15 protein-coding genes and 1 pseudogene are annotated in these 20,487 nt (G+C 71.4%); 11 read left to right on the forward strand and 5 right to left on the reverse strand.

Annotated elements, in window-relative coordinates:
- From ACLJQ7_RS36315 to ACLJQ7_RS36335, 5 genes and pseudogenes are all read right to left on the reverse strand, one after another.
- Nucleotides 1-378 (reverse strand): hypothetical protein (locus tag ACLJQ7_RS36315; RefSeq protein ID WP_410652855.1); only part of this gene is annotated, 378 nt, incomplete at its 3' end.
- A 55-nt stretch (nt 379-433) separates the two neighbouring features.
- Nucleotides 434-586: pseudogene (locus tag ACLJQ7_RS36320) on the reverse strand (HNH endonuclease); the annotation flags it as partial.
- Nucleotides 587-764: 178 nt separating this feature from the next.
- On the reverse strand, nt 765-1,568 hold the full coding sequence (locus ACLJQ7_RS36325) for a 2-keto-4-pentenoate hydratase (RefSeq protein ID WP_410652693.1): 804 nt from the start codon (nt 1,566-1,568) through the stop codon (nt 765-767).
- Entirely contained in the window at nt 1,569-2,576 is a 1,008-nt protein-coding gene (gene dmpG / locus ACLJQ7_RS36330; protein ID WP_410652694.1) for a 4-hydroxy-2-oxovalerate aldolase, read from the reverse strand.
- Complete coding sequence (locus tag ACLJQ7_RS36335; protein WP_410652695.1) at nt 2,573-3,472, reverse strand: acetaldehyde dehydrogenase (acetylating); 900 nt, start codon at nt 3,470-3,472, stop codon at nt 2,573-2,575. The genes dmpG and ACLJQ7_RS36335 overlap by 4 nt, the downstream gene beginning before the upstream one ends.
- Before the next feature lie 373 nt (nt 3,473-3,845).
- On the opposite strand from ACLJQ7_RS36335, the gene ACLJQ7_RS36340 reads away from it, so the two are divergent.
- From ACLJQ7_RS36340 to ACLJQ7_RS36390, 11 genes are read left to right on the forward strand one after another with little or no spacing between them, the layout of a single operon-like run.
- Nucleotides 3,846-6,872 (forward strand): AMP-binding protein, encoded by a 3,027-nt coding sequence (locus tag ACLJQ7_RS36340; protein WP_410652696.1) that lies wholly within the window; start codon nt 3,846-3,848, stop codon nt 6,870-6,872.
- Nucleotides 6,869-8,368 (forward strand): condensation domain-containing protein, encoded by a 1,500-nt coding sequence (locus ACLJQ7_RS36345; protein WP_410652697.1) that lies wholly within the window; start codon nt 6,869-6,871, stop codon nt 8,366-8,368. Before ACLJQ7_RS36340 ends, ACLJQ7_RS36345 begins: the two co-directional genes overlap by 4 nt.
- Complete coding sequence (locus ACLJQ7_RS36350; RefSeq protein ID WP_410652698.1) at nt 8,365-8,544, forward strand: MbtH family protein; 180 nt, start codon at nt 8,365-8,367, stop codon at nt 8,542-8,544. The genes ACLJQ7_RS36345 and ACLJQ7_RS36350 overlap by 4 nt, the downstream gene beginning before the upstream one ends.
- On the forward strand, nt 8,541-9,296 hold the full coding sequence (locus ACLJQ7_RS36355) for a thioesterase II family protein (RefSeq protein ID WP_410652699.1): 756 nt from the start codon (nt 8,541-8,543) through the stop codon (nt 9,294-9,296). The genes ACLJQ7_RS36350 and ACLJQ7_RS36355 overlap by 4 nt, the downstream gene beginning before the upstream one ends.
- 6 nt (nt 9,297-9,302) lie before the next feature.
- Complete coding sequence (locus ACLJQ7_RS36360; RefSeq protein WP_410652700.1) at nt 9,303-10,289, forward strand: TauD/TfdA family dioxygenase; 987 nt, start codon at nt 9,303-9,305, stop codon at nt 10,287-10,289.
- Nucleotides 10,286-11,956 (forward strand): PhpK family radical SAM P-methyltransferase, encoded by a 1,671-nt coding sequence (locus ACLJQ7_RS36365; protein WP_410652701.1) that lies wholly within the window; start codon nt 10,286-10,288, stop codon nt 11,954-11,956. Before ACLJQ7_RS36360 ends, ACLJQ7_RS36365 begins: the two co-directional genes overlap by 4 nt.
- On the forward strand, nt 11,953-14,964 hold the full coding sequence (locus ACLJQ7_RS36370; protein ID WP_410652702.1) for a non-ribosomal peptide synthetase: 3,012 nt from the start codon (nt 11,953-11,955) through the stop codon (nt 14,962-14,964). Before ACLJQ7_RS36365 ends, ACLJQ7_RS36370 begins: the two co-directional genes overlap by 4 nt.
- Complete coding sequence (locus tag ACLJQ7_RS36375; protein WP_410652703.1) at nt 14,961-15,707, forward strand: thioesterase II family protein; 747 nt, start codon at nt 14,961-14,963, stop codon at nt 15,705-15,707. Before ACLJQ7_RS36370 ends, ACLJQ7_RS36375 begins: the two co-directional genes overlap by 4 nt.
- Complete coding sequence (locus ACLJQ7_RS36380) at nt 15,704-18,484, forward strand: AMP-binding protein (RefSeq protein WP_410652704.1); 2,781 nt, start codon at nt 15,704-15,706, stop codon at nt 18,482-18,484. The genes ACLJQ7_RS36375 and ACLJQ7_RS36380 overlap by 4 nt, the downstream gene beginning before the upstream one ends.
- Nucleotides 18,481-19,263, forward strand: coding sequence for an FkbM family methyltransferase (locus ACLJQ7_RS36385; RefSeq protein ID WP_410652705.1), 783 nt, complete (start codon nt 18,481-18,483; stop codon nt 19,261-19,263). The genes ACLJQ7_RS36380 and ACLJQ7_RS36385 overlap by 4 nt, the downstream gene beginning before the upstream one ends.
- Nucleotides 19,260-20,483 carry a cytochrome P450 gene (locus ACLJQ7_RS36390; protein WP_410652706.1) on the forward strand — a complete coding sequence of 408 codons (1,224 nt, stop codon included), beginning with the start codon at nt 19,260-19,262 and terminating at the stop codon, nt 20,481-20,483. Before ACLJQ7_RS36385 ends, ACLJQ7_RS36390 begins: the two co-directional genes overlap by 4 nt.
- Nucleotides 20,484-20,487 lie beyond the last annotated feature (4 nt).

Below are 20,487 nucleotides of genomic sequence, written 5' to 3' on the forward strand. Positions count from 1 at the left end.
TTTGACGGTGAGATCTAGCCGCTTGTCGCCGGGTTTCGGCGACGTGGCTTTGACGGTGAGATCTAGCCGCTTGTCGCCGGGTTTCGGCGACGTGGCTTTGACGGTGAGATCTAGCCGCTTGTCGCCGGGTTTCGGCGACGTGGCTTTGACGGTGAGATCTAGCCGCTTGTCGCCGCGTTTCGGCGACGCGGCTTTGACGGTGAGGCCTAGCCGCCTGTCGCCACTTCCTGGCAGCGCGTCTCTGGCGGCGAGGCCTGACCGCCTGTCGCCACTTCCTGGCAGCGCGACTTTGACGGCGAGGCCTAGCCGCCTGTCGCCACTTCCCGGCAACGCGTCTCTGGCGGCGAGGCCTAGCCGCCTGTCGCCACTTCCCGGCAACGCGTCTCTGACGGCGAGGCCTAGCCGCCTGTCGCCACTTCCCGGCAACGCAGCAGAACGGTGGCGGTTCGTCGGCGAGCGGTGTCCTTGGGCGGGGTAGGTGGAGTGGCGGTGGTGTGCTGTCGTAGCTCTGCCCGGTGGGGGTGGTGATCGTGAGGGTGCCGTCCGAGGCGAGCCGGTAGGTCCAGGCGGGTTCGTCCCGCGGCCGCCGCTTCGGCGACGATGCCGCACACCTGGTCTGCGGCCACCTAGCCGGATAGAGGATCCCTGTCACGAGTCCGGCGATGCCTGGCCAGGAACGGTCGGCACTGTCACCACGGGCGGGGCTGGATGGTTCGCTGCCATCACAGGTGTCGGGCGAACGGGCCTCTCAGGTGTGAACGACCTCAGTTCGGCTTACCGGCGTCAAGTCCCTGTCCTTGGGCCGGAACGGTCAGCCCGACGCTGCCGAGCGTTCTGAAGGAGGCCGTGGCGACGCTGCCCGGCGTGATTCTGACGGCTTCTGTCCATGACCCGGCGAGTACGATGTGGCCTGCTTCGATGCCCTCGCCGTACGTCGCGAGAACACGCACTAACCACGCCACTGCTTCGGCCGGGTGTCCGAGCACGGCCGATCCCTGTGCGGCGTGCGTTTGCCCGTCCACGGTAAGCACCATCTCCTCGTCCGCCAGATCCACGCCTTTCGGTGAGACGGGCGTGCCCAGCACGACTGCCGCGGACGAAGCGTTGTCGGCGACCGTGTCCACCAGCTTGATCGCCCAGTCGGTGATCCGGCTGTCCAGGATCTCCAGCACCGGGATCACCGTGCCGGTGGCGGCGAGCACATCGGCGGCCGTGGTGTCCGGCCCGCGTAGTGGTGCGTCGAGGCGGAAGGCGATCTCGCCTTCCACGAGCGGAGCGATCAGGTCAGCGGGGACACACGCCCCGTCAGGCAGCACCATGCGGTCGGTGAGATACCCGAAATCCGGATGGTCCACTCCGAACATACGGCGGATCGCGTCACTCGTCGCGCCGATCTTGTAGCCGACGATGGTCGCGCCTTCGGCGAGGTCTTTCCGGCGTAGTTCGCGTTGGATGGCGTAGGCGTCGTCCAGTGTCAGCGATGGGTGGCGGGTCGTGATCGGTACGACGGGAGTCCGTTGCAGGGCAGCGGTTCGCAGCTCGTGCGCCAGTCGACTGTGGATGGACATTCACGCAACCCGTCGCGCCAGTTCCAGCGCCACCTCGACGATCGTGTCCTCCTGGCCGGCGATGACCTTGCGCTGTCCCAGTTCCACCAGGATCTCCCGTGGATCCACGCCGAACTGCTCGCCGGCGCGCCGCACGGGCCCGGCGAAGCCGGAGAACACTCCGGCGATTCCGCTGGTGATCGTGATCCCGTCGTTGGTGGGAACGCGCCGCACGAACGCCGTATGTGCCAGGTCCGCCGCGTCCAGCGCTTCGAAGAGCCGCAGCCGTGTCGGCACTCCGGTCTTGTGCAGGTTCGCCGCGACCAGTTCCAGGGGTGCGTTGCCCGCGCCCGCGCCGAAGCCGCGGGAAGTGACGTCCACGATCGTCGCGCCCGCCGCGACGGCCGTGACCGTGTTGGCGACGGCGAGCCCGAGGTTGTTGTGCGCGTGGAAACCGACGGCGATGTCGAGGTGCTCGACGAGTGTGCCGACCTTCTCCTCGACGTCCGACTGGGTGTAGGCACCCGCGGAGTCCATGAGGATCACGCCTCGCGCGCCGTAGTCCTGCATGCGCCTTGCCTGCTCGAGCAGTTCGGCGGCGCCGATCATGTGGCTCATCAGCAGGATGCCCTTGGCGACCACGCCCAGGTCGTTCAGCATCGTGATCTGCTGCCGTGTCACGTCGGCCTCGGTGCAGTGCGCCCCGACCCGCACCTCATCCACGCCGCAGTCCAGTGCGGGCTTCAGATCCCTTTCCACGCAACAGAAACCGGGCATCGACAGCACGCCGAGGCGGGTGTCGCGCAGTTCCGCCTTCGCGGTCCGCAGCATGGTCAGATCGTCCACGGCGGCCAGTCCGACTTGGATGGACGAAGCGCCGAGTCCGTTGCCGTGCCCTACTTCCACGACATCCACGCCCGCCAGGGCGGCGGCGCGCGCATAGGTGCGGATGTCGTCCACCCCGAGTCGGTGGGCCACCGCGTGGTTGCCGTCGCGCAGGGTCGAGTCGCACACCGTCACGTCGGTCATGCCCGCTCCCATGCCCGTGCCTCGGCCAGCGCGATCGCCGCGCAGGAGATGATGTCCAGGTTGCCCGCGTACGGCGGCAGCCAGTCGCCCCGGCCTTCCACTTCGACGGTCAGCATCACCCGGTCCTTCGTCGCCACGGGCGGCACGACGACACGGTAGCCGGGGACGTAGGCGTTGATCTGCTTCTCCACGTCGGCGACGGCCGCGGTCAACGCGGTCAGGTCCACCTTTTCCTCCGCCGACACGGCGATCGAGTTGCGCATCACCACCCCGGGCTCGGCGGGGTTGACCACCAGCATCGTCTTGGTGGCGCGGGTGTCGCAGAACTCGTGTGTCGCGGTCTCGGTGGTGACCACGTACTCGTCGATGTTGGCTCTGGTGGCGGGGCCGACGCTGGCGGCGGCGCTGGCGGAGACGATTTCCACGTAGCCAAGGCCGTCGGTGGCCTCGCCGAAGCACCGGGCCATCGGTACGGCGGCCTGCCCACCACAGGTCACCATGCTCACGTATTGCTCGTCGAGGCAGTCGGCGAGATTCAGCACGGGAACGCAGAATTTCCCGAGGTTCGCGGGCGTGAGGTCCACGAACGGCGTGCCCGACGGCTGCAGGACCGCCCAATGGCGCGTCGCGTCGGCGGCCGACGTCGCGTCGAACACCAGATCCACGTCGTCCAGCGCATCCACCACCGCCTCGATCGCGCCGGCGGTCGTGCGCACGCCTCGCGCGGCGGCCATGCGTATACCGGGCGACTCGGCCCGCCGCCCCGCGAACAACGCGCACTCCAGGACCGGTGAACCCAGAACCTTCAGCAGGAGGTCGGTTCCGAGGTGGCCGGTGCCGAGGATCGCCACGCGGAGCGGGTTCGGTGCGTGTTCACGCGATCGCGCTTTGCCCACAGGTATTCCCCCCGAAGTCAAACCCCGTTGGCGGTCGCCAAAATGCGCCGGCGAGAAACGCCCCCCAATTTCGTCGGCCGGGTGAGTATCCCCACCGGCTGGATCCACTTCAGGGAAGCAGATCGATCCGTTGTCGTCAATTGTCCAATGTGGACTGTCAGAGATCCTTTGGTATGGTCGGGTAGATCAAGGTCCTCAAACCTTGACAGTCATCCGGTCGGCGGGTAGGTCTCGAAAGGTATTCGCCGATCGTGTTCGGCGCCGGGTCAGGGTGACCGCGGTGGACCGCGTCGGCCTATTTCATCGGACGGTGCACCGCACGGGGGATCTGCATGCTGAGCTTTTCTGATGAATTGCGCACGGCGGTGCGTTCGTGACCGCTGGGCCCGCCGCCGCGCCGGTCCCGCTGTCCCCGCCGCAACGCCGGCTCTGGCTCGATCTGGCCAGGCGGGGCATGGCGGATCAGGACGCCACGCTGCTCGCCGCGCTCGCCTTCCGCCTTACCGGTCCGGTGCGGCCGGAGCTGTTGCGCCTGGCTTGCGCGGACGTCGTCACGCGGCACCCGGCGCTGCGCACCCGCCTGTCCGACAACGGAACCGGCCTTCCCGAGCAGACCTGCTTGGCCGACGCCGACGGCGCCTTCACCTGGTCGCGACGCCCGCTCGTGCCGGGGACGGTCGAGGAGTTCGCCGAACGCGTGCTGGCGGAACCGTTGACGCTGGTGGACGCCCCGCTGTCGGCCGCCACGCTCGCACCCCTGCGCGAACCGGATGAGTGGGTGTTCGTGTGGACGTTCCATCACCTTGTCGTGGACGGCTGGTCGCTCGACCTCGTAGCCCGCGACCTCGGCGCGGCCTACGCGGCGCGGTCCGCTGGCCGGGTCCCGCCCGGCCCCGGCGCGGTGGCCGACCGGGACTACCTCGACCTGCTCGCGGCCGCCACCGCCGCCGAGACCACCGAACAGCACCGGGCCGACCTGGAGTACTGGCGTCGGGTGCTGTCCGCCGTCGAGCCGGTCGCGACCACCGGTCGCGACCGCGGCGCGGGTGTGCGCCGCACGTCCTTCGACCTGGGCGAGCCGGAACGGGTGGCGCTCGCCGCCGTGGCCGATCGTGCCGCGACGAGCCCGTTGGTCGGTGTCCTCGCTCTCTACGAGCTGGTGCTGTCCCGCTGGTTCGGCCACGTATCACCGTTGATCGCGATGCCCGTGCTGGGCCGCTCGGAATCGGCCGAGGACACCGTGGGCTGCTTCGCCAACGTGCTGCCGATCGGCTGCGAGGTCGACGAGCACGGATTCGCCGACCTCGTCGACCGACTCTCCGACCGGTTCTTCGATGCCATGGACCACCCCGTGCAGTTCGACCTGATCACCGGCCAGGCCGGGGCGGAGGTCCGGTTCGCGGTGGCGCCCGCCCACATCGGTGCACCGTCCGCACTCTGGCACGACGTGACCGCTCACCGCGTGCACGACGTCGTCGGCACCCGCGCTCATTTCGAACTCGTGCTCCAGATCGAGTCCGACGCCGCCGGGCCCGCCGCCTGCACGCTGCTCGGCGACGCGACGCGCTGGACCGCCCGCTCGCTGGCCGCGTTCCGCGACGATCTTCAGGACGCGGCGGCCCGATGTCTCCGGCAGCCCGATGAGCCGCTGCTGAGCTTCACCGTCGCGTCGGGCGCCGTCGTGCCGCGGTTCATGCCACCCGCCGCGCCTCGCGCCATCGCGGAATTCCCGGAGCTGTTCGCCGAACGCGGTGACGCGCCCGCGTTGTCCTGCGACGGCGTGGTGTGGACCTACCGGCAGCTCGCCGACGCGTGCACCTGGCTGGCGGACCAGCTGGCCGCCCGCGCCGTGCGGCCCCGCGACCGAGTGGCCGTGGTACTGGGGCGCGGGCCGTGGCAGATCGCGGCGGCGGTGGGGATCATGGCGTGCGGCGCGGTGTACATGCCGTGCGACCCGACGAGCGTGGGCCGCACGAGAGCCGCGCTCGCGAACACTCCGCACGCGTTGGTCATCACGGAGCCCGCCTACCGCGCCCTTGCCGACGCGCCGGTGTTGGAACTGGGCCAGGCCCCGCCGGTCGACGTCGGCCCGCCACGTAGGCACGAGCCGGCCGGCGCGGCGTATGTCATCCACACCTCCGGCTCCACGGGCAGGCCCAAGGCGGTCGAGGTACACCACGCGACACTGGCCGGGACCATCGCCGACGGCGTGGCCGCGGGTGGGCTGACCGAGCGAGACGTGGTGTCCGGGCACTGCTCGGCGAGCTTCGACGCGTCGCTGTGGGAATGGTTGCCGGTGCTCGCCGTCGGCGGGCGGCTCGCCCTGATGCCGGACGAAGTGAAGACGGATCCGGTGCGGGTGTGGGCGTGGGCGGCGGAGGAAGGCGTCACGGTCACACTGCTCACGACATCGTTGCTGATGCGAGCCGTCACCGCGGCCCCGGCGACGCACCCGACGTACCGGCTGCTGCAGACCGGGGCGGAGGCGATGACCGGGCGCCCGCCGGCCGCGCCGTGTCCGATCATGAACGTCTACGGCCCCACCGAGGGCGGGGTCACGGCCACCGCGGGCCTGCTCCTCGACGACCGGCCGCATATCGGCACCGTCCTGCCGAACGCCACGCTGTACCTGCTGGACGAGTGGCTGCGCCCAGTACGCCCCGGCGGGATCGGACAGCTCTACATCGGCGGTGGGCGCGAAGCCAACGGCTACGCCGGAGCCCCCGGTGCGACCGCCCGCGCGTTCGTGCCCGACCCGTTCGGCAAGCCCGGCGGGCGGATGTACGCGACGGGCGACTACGCCTGGCTCGAGCCCGACGGTGTGGTCATGTACCGGGGCAGGCGGGACAACCAGGTGAAGATCCGCGGCGTCCGGATCGAGCTCGGCGAGGTCGAGTCGGCCGTCGAGACCCACGTGGCCGTCGGGACCGCGGTCTGCGTCATGACGGCCGAACGCGCCTTGCACGTCTTCTACACCGGCACCCCCACACCCTCCGGCGACCTGCGCGAGCACCTCCGCACCCGGCTGCCGTCGGCGGCGCTGCCCGCGACGCTGACCCACGTGGACCGCTTGCCCGTCTCGATCAACGGCAAGGCCGATCGCCGCGCGCTGACGGCTCTCGCCGAGGCCACACCCGCCGTGTCCACCACGCCCGCCGGGGCCGGTCCGCCGGACGTGATCGCCCGCTTCTGGTGCGAGGCACTGGGCCTGCCGAACGTCCCCGACGAGGCCGACTTCTTCGAGCTGGGCGGGGATTCGCTGGTGGCGGCCCGGATGTGCGCTCGGATCGGTGACCACTTCGGTGTTCACGTACCGCTCGTGACGATGTTCCGGGTCCCGGTGCTGGCGGACTTCCGCACCGAGGTCGAAGGCCGCGTCAGCGAAGGGACGACACCGTGAACGGCTTCCGCGCCATGCGCGACTACGCCAGCCGCACCCGTGCCCCCGAACCCGCGGTGCGGGAGGCCCCGGCGACGGCGGCGCAGCGCGGCCTGTGGCTGGCGGATTCCCTGTCGCCGCACCGCAACGGCTACACCGTGACGCACGCCTACCACCTCGCCGGCCCGGTGGACCGGGACGCGCTGGTGGCCGCGGTCGAAACGGTGGTGGCGCGGCACTCGGTGCTCCGTACCCGGTTCGAGCTGCGCGGGGACGAGCTCTGGCAGGTGGTCGGGGACGCGCCGCTGGACCTGACCGTGACGGACATGAGCCGCAGCACCGCGCACCGGCCCTGGGCCGAGGTCGTGGCCGACCGGCCGCCGGAGCGCCTGGACCTGGCCCGCGGGCCGGTGATACGGGCGGAACTGGTCCTTCGGTCGGCCGAGGAGCACGTGCTCGTCCTGCAGATCCACCACGCGGTGAACGACGCCGCGTCCATGGCCGTCATCGAGGCCGACCTGTCCGGCGCGTACGCCGCGTTGTCCGCCGGTCTGCCTTACGCCTCGCCGCTGCCGCCCCAGTTCGTCGATCTTCCCGTCGTCGCACCGCCCGGCGACCGGGAGCGGGCCGCCGCGTTCTGGCGGGACGAGCTGGCCGGCGCACCGCCCGGCGTCGAAGGGTCCGAAGTGGACAAGACCTACCCGGCGGGGTGGTCGGACGTCGACTGCACCGCCGAGTACGAGGCGCTCCTGGAGTCCGGGCCGCGCCGGTCGCCGTTCGCGTTCCTCCTCACGGCCGTGCACCAGGCGGTCGCCGCCGAGTTCGGCACGTCCGACACCGTGGTGGGTACGACCGTGTCCATCCGGCCAGAGGGCTACGACGAGGTGGTGGGCCCCTTCGTCAACACGTTGCCCGTGCGGGTGGCGAGTGATCCGGAGTGGTCGCGCGACGAGGCGGTCACGGCGGTCGGTAAAGCACTGAGCCGCGTACTGGAGCACCACGCCGTGCCGTTCGAGGAGGCCTCGCCCGCGGGCTTCGGTGATGTCGCCGTCACGTTCACGTCGAACACCGCCATGGGCGAAGGCCCGGTGCTGGCTGGCCTGACGTGCCGGCGGTTGGACGTGAAAAGCCGTTACTGCCAACGGGATCTCGCGGTCTATCTCGTGCGCGCGGCCGGTGGCTACCGGCTCCGGGCGTGCCGCAACGCGGCCGTGGTGCCGTCGGAGGTAGCGGACGGCCTGCTGCGGCGGGTGAAGACGTTCCTTGGCCACGAGCAACCGCGCGACGAGCCGGCTGAAGGCGGCGCGGAGGCGTTGGCGACGGTCAGGCGCGCGTGGTCGGAGGTCCTGGGTGTCGCCGAGGGCGATCTCGGCAAGGACTTCTTCGAGTCCGGCGGTGGGTCGCTGGGTGCGATCCGGCTCGCCGCGCGGCTGGGGTTGAGCGTGCGGCAGGTGTTCAAGCTGCGGACGCAGGACGCGATCGCCGCGGCGATCGCGACGAGGGGAGCGGTGGGATGAGGACGTACCGGGTGCTGGTCAACCACGAGGAGCAGCACGGCCTGTTCCCGGCGGAACTGCCGCTGCCGGGCGGCTGGCGCGAGGCGGGGTTCAGCGGTTCGGAGGAGGAGTGCGTGGCGTTCGTCGACCGCACCTGGACCGACATGACGCCGCTGAGCCTGCGCGAGGCCCGATGACGGGCGCGACCGACCGCTCCACGCGATGGCTGCGCCGCGTGGTGAGGGATCGGGCCGCGGGCCTCGGCTCGGTCGTGTACTTCCCGTACGCCGGTGGAAGCGCCACGGCCGCCGCCGCGCTGGACGGGGCCGTCCCGGACGGCTGGGACTTCTGGGCGGTGCAGTACCCGGCGCGCGGCCCGCGGTTCCGGGAAGCGCCAGGCGAGGCATTGGAGGACTACGCGGATGCCGCGGCCGCGGCGATCGCCGCGCTCGGCGGCCCGACTGTCCTCTTCGGACACAGCTTCGGCGCCTACGTGGCGCTGGAAACCGCTCGCCGCCTGCACGACATGGGCCGCGCGCCGGTCAAGCTCGTGGTGTCCGCCGCCCGCGCGCCGGGCTCAGGACCGCTCGCGGACGCCGAGCACCTGCTGGACGACGCGGCGTTCACGGCACTGCTCGCCCGTCGTGACGGCATGCCGCCGGAGGTGCTGGCCAATCCCGAACTGCTGGAGCTGGCGCTTCCCGCGATCCGTGGCGACTTCGCGCTCGCCCATCGCTACGAGCACGGTGACGTCGCGCCGGTCGACGTACCACTGACCGCGGTCGGCGGCCGGGACGACGAGGTCGTCCCGGCGGACGGCCTGCCCGCGTGGCGACAGCTCACCCTCCGCTGGCGTGGCTCGACGACCGCGCCCGGTGGCCACTTCTACTACCTGGACTATCCGCACGCTGTCGCGCCGCTGCTCCGGCCGGCGGACCAAGGGGGCTGACCGATCATGGTCGAACGATTACGGGTGCGCACCGACGGTACGGCGCCACCGACCGTGGACCTCGACGGCGCGGACGCGCCGGACTGGTTCCGGGAACATCACGACGCCGTGGACGCGGCGCTCGCCGAGCACGGCGCGCTGTACTTCGCGGGCGCCGGGCTCCGCGACCGGGCGGAGTTCGCCGCGGTCCGTGACGCGGCTTTCCTGCGCCGCGCCGAGTACCGGGAGAAGGCCACGCCGCGCACGGATTTCGGGTCCGGCGTCTACTCCTCCACGGATCTGCCGCCGAGCCAGCCGATCCGCCAGCACAACGAGAACAGCTACACGCTCACCTTTCCGGGACGCCTGCTGTTCGGCTGTCTGACCGCCGCCGACACGGGCGGCGCGACGACCGTCGCCGACGTTCGCCGCGTCCTGGAAACCTTGCCGGACAAGACAGTGGCGCGGATGTGCGAGCTGGGCTGGCGGCTGCACCGCACTTACCACGACACGGTCGGCCTGTCCTGGCAGGTCGCGTTCTCCACGACCGATCCGGCCGACGTCGAGGCGTACTGCGCGGACAACGCCATCGGCTGTCGCTGGGTCGACGACGAGCTGCGCACCGAGCAGGTGCGGCCGGGCGTCGTCGAGCACCCCGTGACCGGAGAGCGCGTCTGGTTCAACCACGCCGCGTTCTGGAGCCAATGGTCGCTGGAGGACGACATCCGGGAGATCCTGGTAGGCGAGTTCGGAGTGGACCGGCTGCCGTTCAACACCGCTTACGGCGACGGGACGGCGTTACCCGAGGACGACGTGGCCGCGATGAACCGCGCCTACGACGAGGCGACCCGGCGGCTCCCGTGGCGGCGCGGCGATCTGCTGCTGGTGGACAACCTGCTGTCGTCCCACGGTCGTGACGCGTTCACCGGCAGGCGGGACGTCGTCGTGGCGATGGGCGACCCGCTGGCGTTGGCGGATCTGCGGACCGACGGCCCCGGGGCGGAGGTCGGATGAGCACCCTGGACTGTCTCGTCGTCGGCTACAACGAGGGCGACTTCGGCGAATACGCCTCGGTGTGTGAACGCGCTGGGCCCGGCTCTCCCGAACGGCAGATCTACTCACGGGAACGGCTGCGAGTCGACGGCCACGACCAGCCGTGGCTACAGGCTTTCAGTGCGCTGCGGGCGCGGTCCAGCGGCCGCGCGGACCGCTACCACCCGTCGGAGGTGCTGAACCTCGCCTGTCTGTACCTGACGAGCTACCTCCGGCGGCGCGGGCTGGCCGCGTCGGCGGTGTTTTCCGTGACGGGCCAGCACGACGAGCTGCGCGCGGCACTGGCCGAACGGCCGAAGGTCGTCGCCATCACCACCACGTTCTACGTCAGCGTCTCGCCCGTCCTGCCGATCGTGGAGCTGGTGCGCGCGCTGAGCCCGACGAGCCGGATCGTCGTCGGCGGCCCGTTGGTGGACAACCTGGCGCAGGAGCACGTGCAGCTCAACCTCGTGGACGACGACATGAGCGACCTGCTGGACCTCATGGACGCCGACGCGTACGTGTGGGAGTCGCAGGGCGAGCACACGCTGGCCGAGATCTGCCACGCCACCCGCGCCGGAGAGGACCTCGACGGCGTGCCGAACCTGCTGGTCCGGCGCGGTGCGCGGGGCGACTGGCGAGCCACTTCACTGCGCCCGGAGAGCAACGACCTGGACGCCTGCTCCATCGACTGGTCGCTGTTCCGCGACGTCGGCCTCGGCGCCACGGCACAGCTCCGCACCGCCCGCAGTTGCGCGTTCAAGTGCACGTTCTGCGACTACCCGTCACGAGCAGGCGCCCTCACCCTGGCCGGTGTCGACACCGTGCGGCGCGAGCTGCGGCAGCTTGCCGAGCAAGGCGTCCGCAACGTGGTGTTCGTGGACGACACGTTCAACGTGCCACCGAAGCGGTTCCTCGCGCTGTGCGAAATGATGATCGAGGAGGACCTCGGCCTGTCCTGGTACTCCTATCTGCGCTGCTCGTCCGCGCGCGACCCGAGGACATTCGACCTGGCCGCGGCGAGTGGATGCGCCGGGGTGTTCCTCGGCATCGAGTCGGCGGACCCGACGGTGCTGCAGAACATGAAGAAGCTCGCTCAGGACGACCAGTACCGGGCGGGGTTGCGGGAGCTGAACGCTCGCGACATCACCACGTTCGCGTCGGTACTCGTCGGATTCCCCGGCGAGACCGCGGAAAGCGTGCAGCGCACCAAGGACTTCCTGGAGGAGACACGGCCCACGTTCTGGCGCGCCCAGACCTGGTGGGCCAACCCGCGGTCGCCGATCTACCGGCAGGCCGACGAGTTCGGCATAGCGGGCAGTGCCTACCGCTGGCGGCACGACACCATGACCTCCGAAGAGGCCGCCGCCCACTGCGACAGCCTGTTCGCGTCCGTCGAGGCGTCCACGTGGCTGCCGCTTTACGACTTCGATTTCTGGTCGATTCCCTACCTGCTCGGCAAGGGGATGTCCGTGGACTCGCTCACCGAGTCGCTGCGTCTGTCCCAGGAGATCATGCGCACCGAGGGACGGGGCGAGATGAACTCGGCCGCCACGGCGGCGTTCGAGGACTACGTGCAGACCATGCCCGACCTCGACCCCGCGCGGTTCGCGCTGGCGGAGACCACGACGACGAAAGCGCCCCGATGACCGCACCGTTCACCGGCGACGCGCCCGCCTCCCCGGCGCAGCAACGACTCTGGCTCGTGCACCAGCAGGGACCGCGGGGTGTCGAATTCTCCTTCCCCTACCGGTTCGACGTCCATGGCCCCTGCCGGACGGATCGGCTCACGGACGCGTTCGCCGCCGTCGTGGCCCGGCATACCCCGCTGCGGACCACGTTCGCGCTGGACGGCGATGTGCTGGTGCAACGGGTCCACGCGCCAGGGTCCGCATTCTGCGTACGCCGCACCGTCCGGGACGCGGCCGAGGCCGGCGAATGGATCGCCGACGAGGTGGGCACACCGTTCGACCTGGCTTCGGACTGGCCGATCCGGGTGCGGGTCTACGAAATCGGCCCGGCCGAGTGCGTGGTGCTGCTCAACGTGCACCACATCGCCACCGACGGCGTATCGATGCGCATCCTGATGGACGAGGTCGCCGCGTTCTACCGCGGCGACGAACCGGCCCCGATCGGTTTGCCCTACGCGCGCCGCCGTTTCGACGACAGGACACCTGAGCCGGCCGCGGTCGAGTACTGGCGGGAAGTGGTCGCCGACGCGCCGGAGGCCGTGCGGCTGCCCACCGCTCGACCGGTGGAGCGGCGCTCGTTCTCCGGGCGATGGGCGGACCGGGACGTGCCGGCGGACCGCGTCGCAGGGTTGGAACGGCTCGCCGCGTCGGCGGGTGCCAGCCTGTACTCGGCGCTGTTCGGCCTGCTCGCCATCGCACTGACCCGACGGACCGGCACGGCGGACGTGGTGCTCGGCGTGCCCTTCGCCGGGCGTGCGGCGGGGGAGGAGAACCTGATCGGGTTCTTCGTGAACCTTCTGCCCGTGCGGTTCCGGGTGAACGAGGCCGGGACCTTCGAGGACCTGTGCGCGTCGGCAGGCGAGGTCGTGACGGGTGCGTTGGAGCACTCCCACCTACCACTGGACAGGGTGCTCACCGAGTCGGGCGTGCGGCCGGGCGGGCTGAACCCGTTGCTGGACGTGACCTTGACCGAAGAGGACACACCGCGGCTGGAGCTGGCCGGGCTCCGCGTCGAGACACGGGAGCTGCGCCTGGACGTGGCGCGCTATCACCTGGCGTTCGACTACCGCCGCACGGCCGGCGGCCTGCGGTTCGAAGTGTCCTACGCCAAGGACCAGCTCGACCGGGCAGACGTGACGGCCGTGCTCGACGACCTGGTGGCCTTGATCGAGGCCGCGACCGACGACCCTGGCGCCCGGCCCGCCGCACTCCCGGCGACGGGGCCGGTGAGTGTGCTGCACGACCCGGATCCCGTCGCCGTACCCGACTCGCTCGAAACGTGCTGGCGTGCCGTCTTGGCGAACCACTTCGACGCGGTGGCGGTGATGGACCGGGCCGGTTCGGTGACGTTCGGGGAGCTGGACGCGCTGAGCCGTGTACTGGCGGCACGGCTCGGAAGCGTCGCGGGGCAACAGGTCGCCGTCCTGTGCACGCGGTCGCGCGACTTTCCCGTCGCGGTGCTCGGCGTGCTGCGCGCGGGCGCGACGCCGATGTTGCTGGACGCCGCCCAGCCGGAGGCACGGCTGGCGGCCCTGACCGGGAACCTCGCGACGGTATGTTCCGCGGGACTCGCCCGTGACGGCGCGGTGGTCGTGCCCGCCGACGGGAACGCGCCGGACGTGTGGGCGGGCCGTCCCGCCGACGGACTCGCGTACGCCATCTACACGTCCGGGAGCATCGGCACGCCGAAGTGCGTCGGTGTCACCGATCGCGGCCTCTCGATGTTGCTGGCGAATCTGTCGGCGCTCGGGCTGTGCGGCCCTGGGCAACGCCTCGCGCTCAACGCGAGCTTCGGGTTCGACGCCTCCGTGCAACAGTGGGTGCGTCTGTTCGGCGGATCCACGATCGTCGTGCTCGACGAGGACACCCGGCTCGACCCGGTGGATCTCGTCGAACGCCTCGTCTCCGACCGCGTCACCGAACTCGACATCAGCCCACGGCACCTCGAAGCCGTGCTCGACGTGCTGCTGTCCCGATTCGCCGGTAGCCGCGCGCGCCTGCGGCTGCTGATCGGTGGCGAGGCGATCCCGCCCGGCTTGTGGGCGCGGCTGCGCGCAGCGGACACCGTCGTCGCGTGGAACATGTACGGGCCGACCGAAACGGCCGTGGACGCCACGGTCTACCCGTTGGCGCTGTCGCCGGACCCGACGATCGGGCTGCCGTTGCCGGGAGTGCGGGCGTACGTGCTCGACGCGTGGCTGCGGCCCGTGCCGCCGGGAACCCCCGGCACGCTGTACCTCGCCGGGCCGGGGCTCGCCCGCGGTTACCTGGGCGCGCCCGGCCGGACGGCGACGGCGTTCGTGCCGGATCCCCTCGCCTGCGACGGCTCCCGCATGTACGACACGGGAGATCGGGTCCGGCTGCGCGCCGACGGCTGCCTCGAATACCTGGGGCGGCTGGACGGCCAGGTCAAGGTCAGCGGGTTCCGGGTCGAGCGCGCCGAGGTCGAGCACGCCGTGCTGGCCCAGCCGGGCGTGACCGCGTGCGCCGTGCTGCTCGACGACGAGGGCAGCGACCCCGCGCTGCATCTGTACGTGGTGTGCGCGCCGGACATCCCGGCGGTGTTGCCCGGACGTCTTCGGGCGGTGCTGCCGTCGCAGATGGTGCCGAGCCGGATCACGCGGGTGGAGCGCATCCCGCTGACGGCGCGCGGCAAACTCGACCGCGCCCGCCTGACGGCCGCGCCGGAACCCGTCGCCGATCCGATCGCGGAGCCGGCGGCACCGCAGGAGAGCGGGGCCACGGAGGTCATCGCGGCCGTGTGGCGCACCGTACTGGGGCGCACCGACATCCGGCCGGAGGACGACTTCTTCAGCCTCGGTGGACACTCGCTGCTCGCCATCCGCGTGATCGCCCGCCTGCACAAGGACATGGACCTGAAGCTGCCCATCTCCACCGTCTTCGACTATCCGGTGCTGCAGGATCTCGCCGACCACGTCGAGCAGCAGGTTCGGGCGCGCGCATGACGGGGCGCTGGCTCGCCGGACCTCCGTGGGACGCGCGGCCGTTGGCGGTCGTCGTGCCGCCCGGCAGCGCCGGCCCCGAGTTGCTGTCCGGCTGGCCCGCGGCCTTGCCGGGCGCGGACGTGGCGCTCGTGCAGGTGCCCGGCAGGGGAGCGCGGTTGTTCGAAACCCCCGTGCCGTCCATTGTGGACCTCGCGGACGCGCTGGCCTGTCACCTGACGGACCTCGTCCCGGAACGCTGGGTGCTCGCCGGGCACTGCTCCGGCAGTCATCTCGCGCTGGAAGTCGCGCACCGGATGGTCGCCGCGGGCCGTCCGCCGCTGCGGCTCGTGGTGTCCGGCAGCCGCCCGCCGCACGGGCTGGCCGACCCGGAGTCCGCGGAGTCCAAGGCGGCGGCGGAGTTGTTGTCGCTGAACGACCGGGAGCTGTCCGGCAGGCTCGGCCTCGATCAGTCCACTGTGGACGATGACGTGGCCGCGGCCATGCTGGCGGCCTACCGGGCGGCGGTGGAGGCGGCGGCCGCGCACCGCCACCGGCACGGCCCGCTCGGCGTGGCCGTCGAGGTGTGGCGGGGTGAGGACGACGACGTGTTCGGCGAACAGGACGCGCACGGCTGGTCAGGCTACGCCACGACCGAGCCCGTGCACGCTGTTTTCACCGGCCGCCGGGAGTACTTCGAACAACCCCGCTCCGCCACGGTGGACCGGGTGGCACGGGCCTTGGACGTCGCGAGGGGGACGAGATGATCACTCGGTATCCGGCCAGTGCCGAGCAGCGGCGCGCCTTGGCCCAGATGCGAATCCGGGACAGCCGCGCCGAGGAGATCACCCTGGCGTTCTGGCTCGACGGCGAGGTGCCGACGGCCACGCTGGTCGCGGCCGTCACCGCGGTCGCCGATCGGCGGGACATGTTGCGGGCCCGGCTGGTGGTGGTGGAGGAGACGGCCGTACAGGAGATCCGCGACGACTGCGCGGGCGTCGAGGTCGTCCCGCTGCCCGGCGGGCGCGCGGACTTCGCCGCGGCCGTGGCGGCGGAGACGGCGGATCCGTTGACCGACCGCGATACCTGGTTCCAAGCGGCGGTGTTCCCCTCCGGCGGCGGTCACGGTCTGCTGCTGCGCCTGCACCACAGCCTCGTCGACGGCTACTCCGTCGGCCTCGTGGAGGAGGATCTGTGGGCCACGCTCGGCGGTACCCCCGTCACCGCCGAACCACCCGCGTTCGGCAGCCGCGTCCACGGCCGGGAGGGCGGCGGGCCCGGCGAGGCGTGGTGGCACGACATGCTGCGCGGCGCCGTCCCCGCGACGGTCGAACCCGACCTGACGCGCCGCGGCGACGAACTGAGCGCGGGCACTGTCCCGCTGGAAATTCCGGCGGATACCGCGGCACGGGTCCGTGCGCTGGCCGCCGAACTCCGCACTACACCGGTGACCGTGCTGCTCACCGCCCACTTGATGACCGTGGCGGCCTTCAGCGGCCAGGACGACGTCGTCGCCGCGACCCCGTATCTGAACCGCGACGCGCCAGGGACCCGCGACCTCGTCGGCCCGCTGGTCAACCTGCTCCCGGTCCGCGCCACGATCACCGGCCCCGCGCTGCGCGACAACGTGCCGGTCGTCGCGGCACGGCTGCGCGCGGCCTTGGCGTACGCGGATGTCCCGTACGACCGGATCATGGCGGGGTCCGCGCCCGACGGCGGCTACGGCCTGGCCCGCACCGCGCTCGTGCTGAACCCGGAGACCCGCCCGGCGACGTTCGATTGCGGCGCGCTGCGCGTCACCACCGTCGAGCTTCCGTCGCTCGGCCTGCGCTGGGATCTGGTGATCGCCCTGCGCGGCGATCGGGGCGCTCTGCTCTACCGCGCCGACCGCTACACGGCCGCGACCGCCGAGTCCGTCCGTGATCATTTCCTCGCCGTCCTCGCGGGTACGGACATCCCGGCCCGGCCCGTGCCCACCCGTGCGGGCCCCGCGGTCGGCGGACGCCTCGACCGGCTCCTCGCACTCGATCGCTTCGCCGACGACGACGCCGCCGTCGCCGACGATGTGGAACGGGAGGCCTTCGCCGGGCTCGTCGGCGCCTATCAGCGAGAGGTCGGGACGTTGGGGGAACGCCCGACCGTGGCGCTCTGTCTGGGATCCACGCCTGACCAGGCCGCCGCTCTGCTCGCTGTGTGGCGGTGTGCCGGTACGGCCGTCCTGCTCGACCCCGCGCACCCCGCGCCACGTCGTGACTCCATCGTGCGCGACGCGGGTGCGGTCGTGCTGACCGAGCAGACCGGGTCCGCCGCGTGGACCGATGTGGTGCCCCACCGGGACGACGACCTCGCCTACGTCGTCTACACGTCCGGCACGGACGGCGTGCCCAAGGGGGTGGAAGCCACCTACGGCAACGTGGAGCACCTGCTCACCATCCTCGAAAGCCTCGCGATGCCCGGCGCGGGCCGCAATCCGATGAGCCCGGCGTTCGACGGGTGGCTGTGGGGCACGCTGCTGCCGTGGACGTCCGGCCACCCGGTGGTGTTCGGAGGGCAGGCCGACAGCGTCACCCTCACCCCGACGATGCTCGCCGAGCACGACCCCGAGGCGTTGCCGCCCAACGTCGTTTCGGCGGGCGAGCCGCTCGCCCGGTCACTCTCCGAGTCCCACGGCGCCGGCCGCCGCCTCGTCAACGCCTACGGCCCGACAGAACTCACAGTGTGCGCGACGTGGTCCGACAGCGTGGCGGGTGAGGACGTCGCGGGCATCGGCCGTCCCGTCCCGAACACCCGGCTCCACCTGCTCGACGCGGCGCTGAGGCCGGTGCCGCGCGGCGGGGTGGGCGAGGTCGTGGTGGCCGGGCCGGGCGTGACGCGGGGCTACCGTGGCAAACCCGGTGCGACGGCGCGCGCGTACGTGCCCGACCCGTTCGCCGCCGACGGCAGCCGGATGTATCGCACGGGTGACCTGGCGCGACTCGACGCGGACGGCCTGCTGCACCATGTGGGCCGCCGTGACGCACAGACCAAGATCGCCGGCGTGCGCGTCGAACTGGATGAGATCGCCGCCGTCGTCGCGTCGTGTGCCGGCGTGCGGGAGGCCGCGGCCGTCGTGGACGGCGCCGAGGTCCGGGTGGCGGCCGTACCGGAAGGCCGGGAGCTGCCCGCTGAGCGCATCGCCGAGGTGTGCGCGGCGCGGCTGTTGCCCGAGATGCGGCCGGTCAGCATCACCCCGGTGCCCGCGCTCCCGTTGACGCACAACGGGAAGCTCGATCGGCCGGCGCTGCACGCCGCGCTCGCCGACGATGAGCGGGAGCCCGGCGGCTTCGAGACCAGGGCGCTGGTGGCGATGATCTGGAAGAGCGTCCTGGACGTCGAGGTGGACGATCACACGAAGACATTCCAGGAGCTGGGCGGGCATTCCTTGCGTGCCACCATGGTCCTGTCCCGGCTCCGCCGGGAATACGACTTCCCGATTCCCGCACGCGCCCTGTTCGACCACCCGACGGTCGAGCAGTTGTCGCGCTGGCTGGAGGCGCAACGGTGACCGCCCGCCTCTGCACCTTGCCCAATGGCCGATCGTTGTACTGCCTCAGCGAAGCCGAGGGTGCCACCCTCTATCGGGAGATCTTCTCCGCTCGTTGCTGGCTCGACCGCGGCTTGCGCCTGCGCGACGGCGACGTGGTGGTCGACGTCGGCGCGAACGTCGGTATGGCCGCCCTGTTCTTCCACCTGGAACGCCGGGACGTGCGCCTGCTGTGTTTCGAACCCGCCCCCGGCCCGTTCGACGCCTTGGCACGCAACGTGGAGCTGCACGGCATGGACGCCACGTGCCGCCGCGTCGCCCTTGGCGCCGAGGGCGGTGACCGCGAGCTGACCTACTACCCGGACGTCACGACCATGTCCGGACTGCGCGCCGACCCGGCGGCCGACGCCGACGTGACCCGCGCCTACCTGCGCAACAGCGGCTTCGACGAGGACGACGTCTGGTCGTTCGTCCCCGGCCCGCATACCGCGACGACCGTGCCGTGCCGCGTGGAGACGCTGTCCGCGGAGATCCGCGCGGCCGGGCTGCCGCGGGTCGACCTGCTGAAGGTCGACGTGGAGAAGAGTGAAGCCGACGTACTCGCCGGGATCGACACGGCGACCTGGTCGCTGATCGGACAGGTCGCGGTGGAGGTGCACGACGAGCGCGGCGCGCTGGCGGCGGTGCTGGGGCAGCTGGACGCCGCCGGGTTCGACACCCAAGTCAGGCAGGACCCGCTCCTGGCCGGGACAGCCATCTACGACGTCGCCGCGACGCGGCCGGAACGGGAGCCCGCGTGATCATCGCGGATGACGACCTCGACGAAGTGCTGAGGGTGGACCTCGCCGACCCGGCCCTCTACGCGGGGGAACGACCGGAGCGGATCTGGCGGACACTGCGGCGTGGTGGTGCACCCGTGCGGTCACGCGGTGAGTTCCCCTACTGGGTACTCACCCGGTACGCGCACATCGAGTCCGTGTACCGCGCGCCCGGTTCGTTCTCCTCGGAGAAGGGCATGCAGCTGGGAGTGGAGAGAAGCAGCGCCCAGCTCGCGGCCGAGGCGGCCGCGGGCAAGATGCTGATCGTCTCCGACGACCCGGCGCACACCGAAATCCGCAAAGCGATCGGAGCCGCGTTCCAGCCGCGCATGATTCGCCTGCTCACCGACGCCACGCTGGCCGTCGCCCGTGAGCTGGTGTCCGCCGCGGCCCGGGGCGAACCTGTCGACTTCGTGGACGAGGTGTCGGCAAGGCTCCCCGCCACGGTCATCTGCGACCTGCTGGGTGTGCCGTCCGCCGACCGGGCCTACGTCTCACGCGTCACGCAGGCCGCGTTCGGAGATCCCGGAACCGATCACGCCGCCACCCAGGTCGCCGCCCACACCGAGCTGCTCGAGTACTGCGACCAGCTGATCACGAGCAAGCGTCGCGACCCCGGTGAGGACGTGGCGACCGCCTTGGCCACGGCCACGCTCGGCGGGCGGCCGATGAGCCAGGAGGTGGCCGTCCTCAATTGCCACGGCTTGATCTCCGGCGGGAACGAGACCACCCGGCACGCGGGCAGCGTCGCCGCGCTGAGCATGGTGACCTGGCCGCGGCAGTGGGAGCTGTTGCGGGCCGGCGCGGTGCCCGTGGACGACGCGGCCGAGGAGCTGCTGAGGTTCGCTTCGCCTGCCAACCACGTGATGCGGGTGGCGACCGCGGACCACGAGGTCGGTGGCGAGACGATCAGCGCGGGGGAGTTCGTGACGTTGTGGCTGGGCTCGGCCAACCGCGACGAGGACGTGTTCGGCCACCCCGACGACCTGGACTTCACCCGCCGCCCCAACAGGCACCTCACGTTCGGGCTCGGCGGGCACTTCTGCCTTGGCGCGTTCCTGGCACGACTGGAGCTGCGGTCGTTGGTCCAGGCGCTCCTGGAGCACGTCGACGCGGTCGCACCGGCGGGCGAGCCGCGCCGCCTGGTCTCGAATTTCCTGCGCGGCTACACGCATTTGCCCCTGATCCTCGACCCCCGGTGACTCG

It is taken from the genome of Amycolatopsis sp. cmx-4-54 (assembly GCF_046548895.1).
Taxonomy (GTDB): Bacteria; Actinomycetota; Actinomycetes; order Mycobacteriales; family Pseudonocardiaceae; genus Amycolatopsis.

What these genes read in the sequence shown, in the direction of transcription:
- ACLJQ7_RS36325 (WP_410652693.1), bottom strand. Translation starts at nt 1,568, where the DNA reads ATGTCCATCCACAGTCGACTGGCGCACGAGCTGCGAACCGCTGCCCTG.
- dmpG (WP_410652694.1), bottom strand. Translation starts at nt 2,576, where the DNA reads ATGACCGACGTGACGGTGTGCGACTCGACCCTGCGCGACGGCAACCAC.
- ACLJQ7_RS36350 (WP_410652698.1), top strand. Translation starts at nt 8,365, where the DNA reads ATGAGGACGTACCGGGTGCTGGTCAACCACGAGGAGCAGCACGGCCTG.
- ACLJQ7_RS36355 (WP_410652699.1), top strand. Translation starts at nt 8,541, where the DNA reads ATGACGGGCGCGACCGACCGCTCCACGCGATGGCTGCGCCGCGTGGTG.
- ACLJQ7_RS36360 (WP_410652700.1), top strand. Translation starts at nt 9,303, where the DNA reads ATGGTCGAACGATTACGGGTGCGCACCGACGGTACGGCGCCACCGACC.
- ACLJQ7_RS36365 (WP_410652701.1), top strand. Translation starts at nt 10,286, where the DNA reads ATGAGCACCCTGGACTGTCTCGTCGTCGGCTACAACGAGGGCGACTTC.
- ACLJQ7_RS36370 (WP_410652702.1), top strand. Translation starts at nt 11,953, where the DNA reads ATGACCGCACCGTTCACCGGCGACGCGCCCGCCTCCCCGGCGCAGCAA.
- ACLJQ7_RS36375 (WP_410652703.1), top strand. Translation starts at nt 14,961, where the DNA reads ATGACGGGGCGCTGGCTCGCCGGACCTCCGTGGGACGCGCGGCCGTTG.
- ACLJQ7_RS36380 (WP_410652704.1), top strand. Translation starts at nt 15,704, where the DNA reads ATGATCACTCGGTATCCGGCCAGTGCCGAGCAGCGGCGCGCCTTGGCC.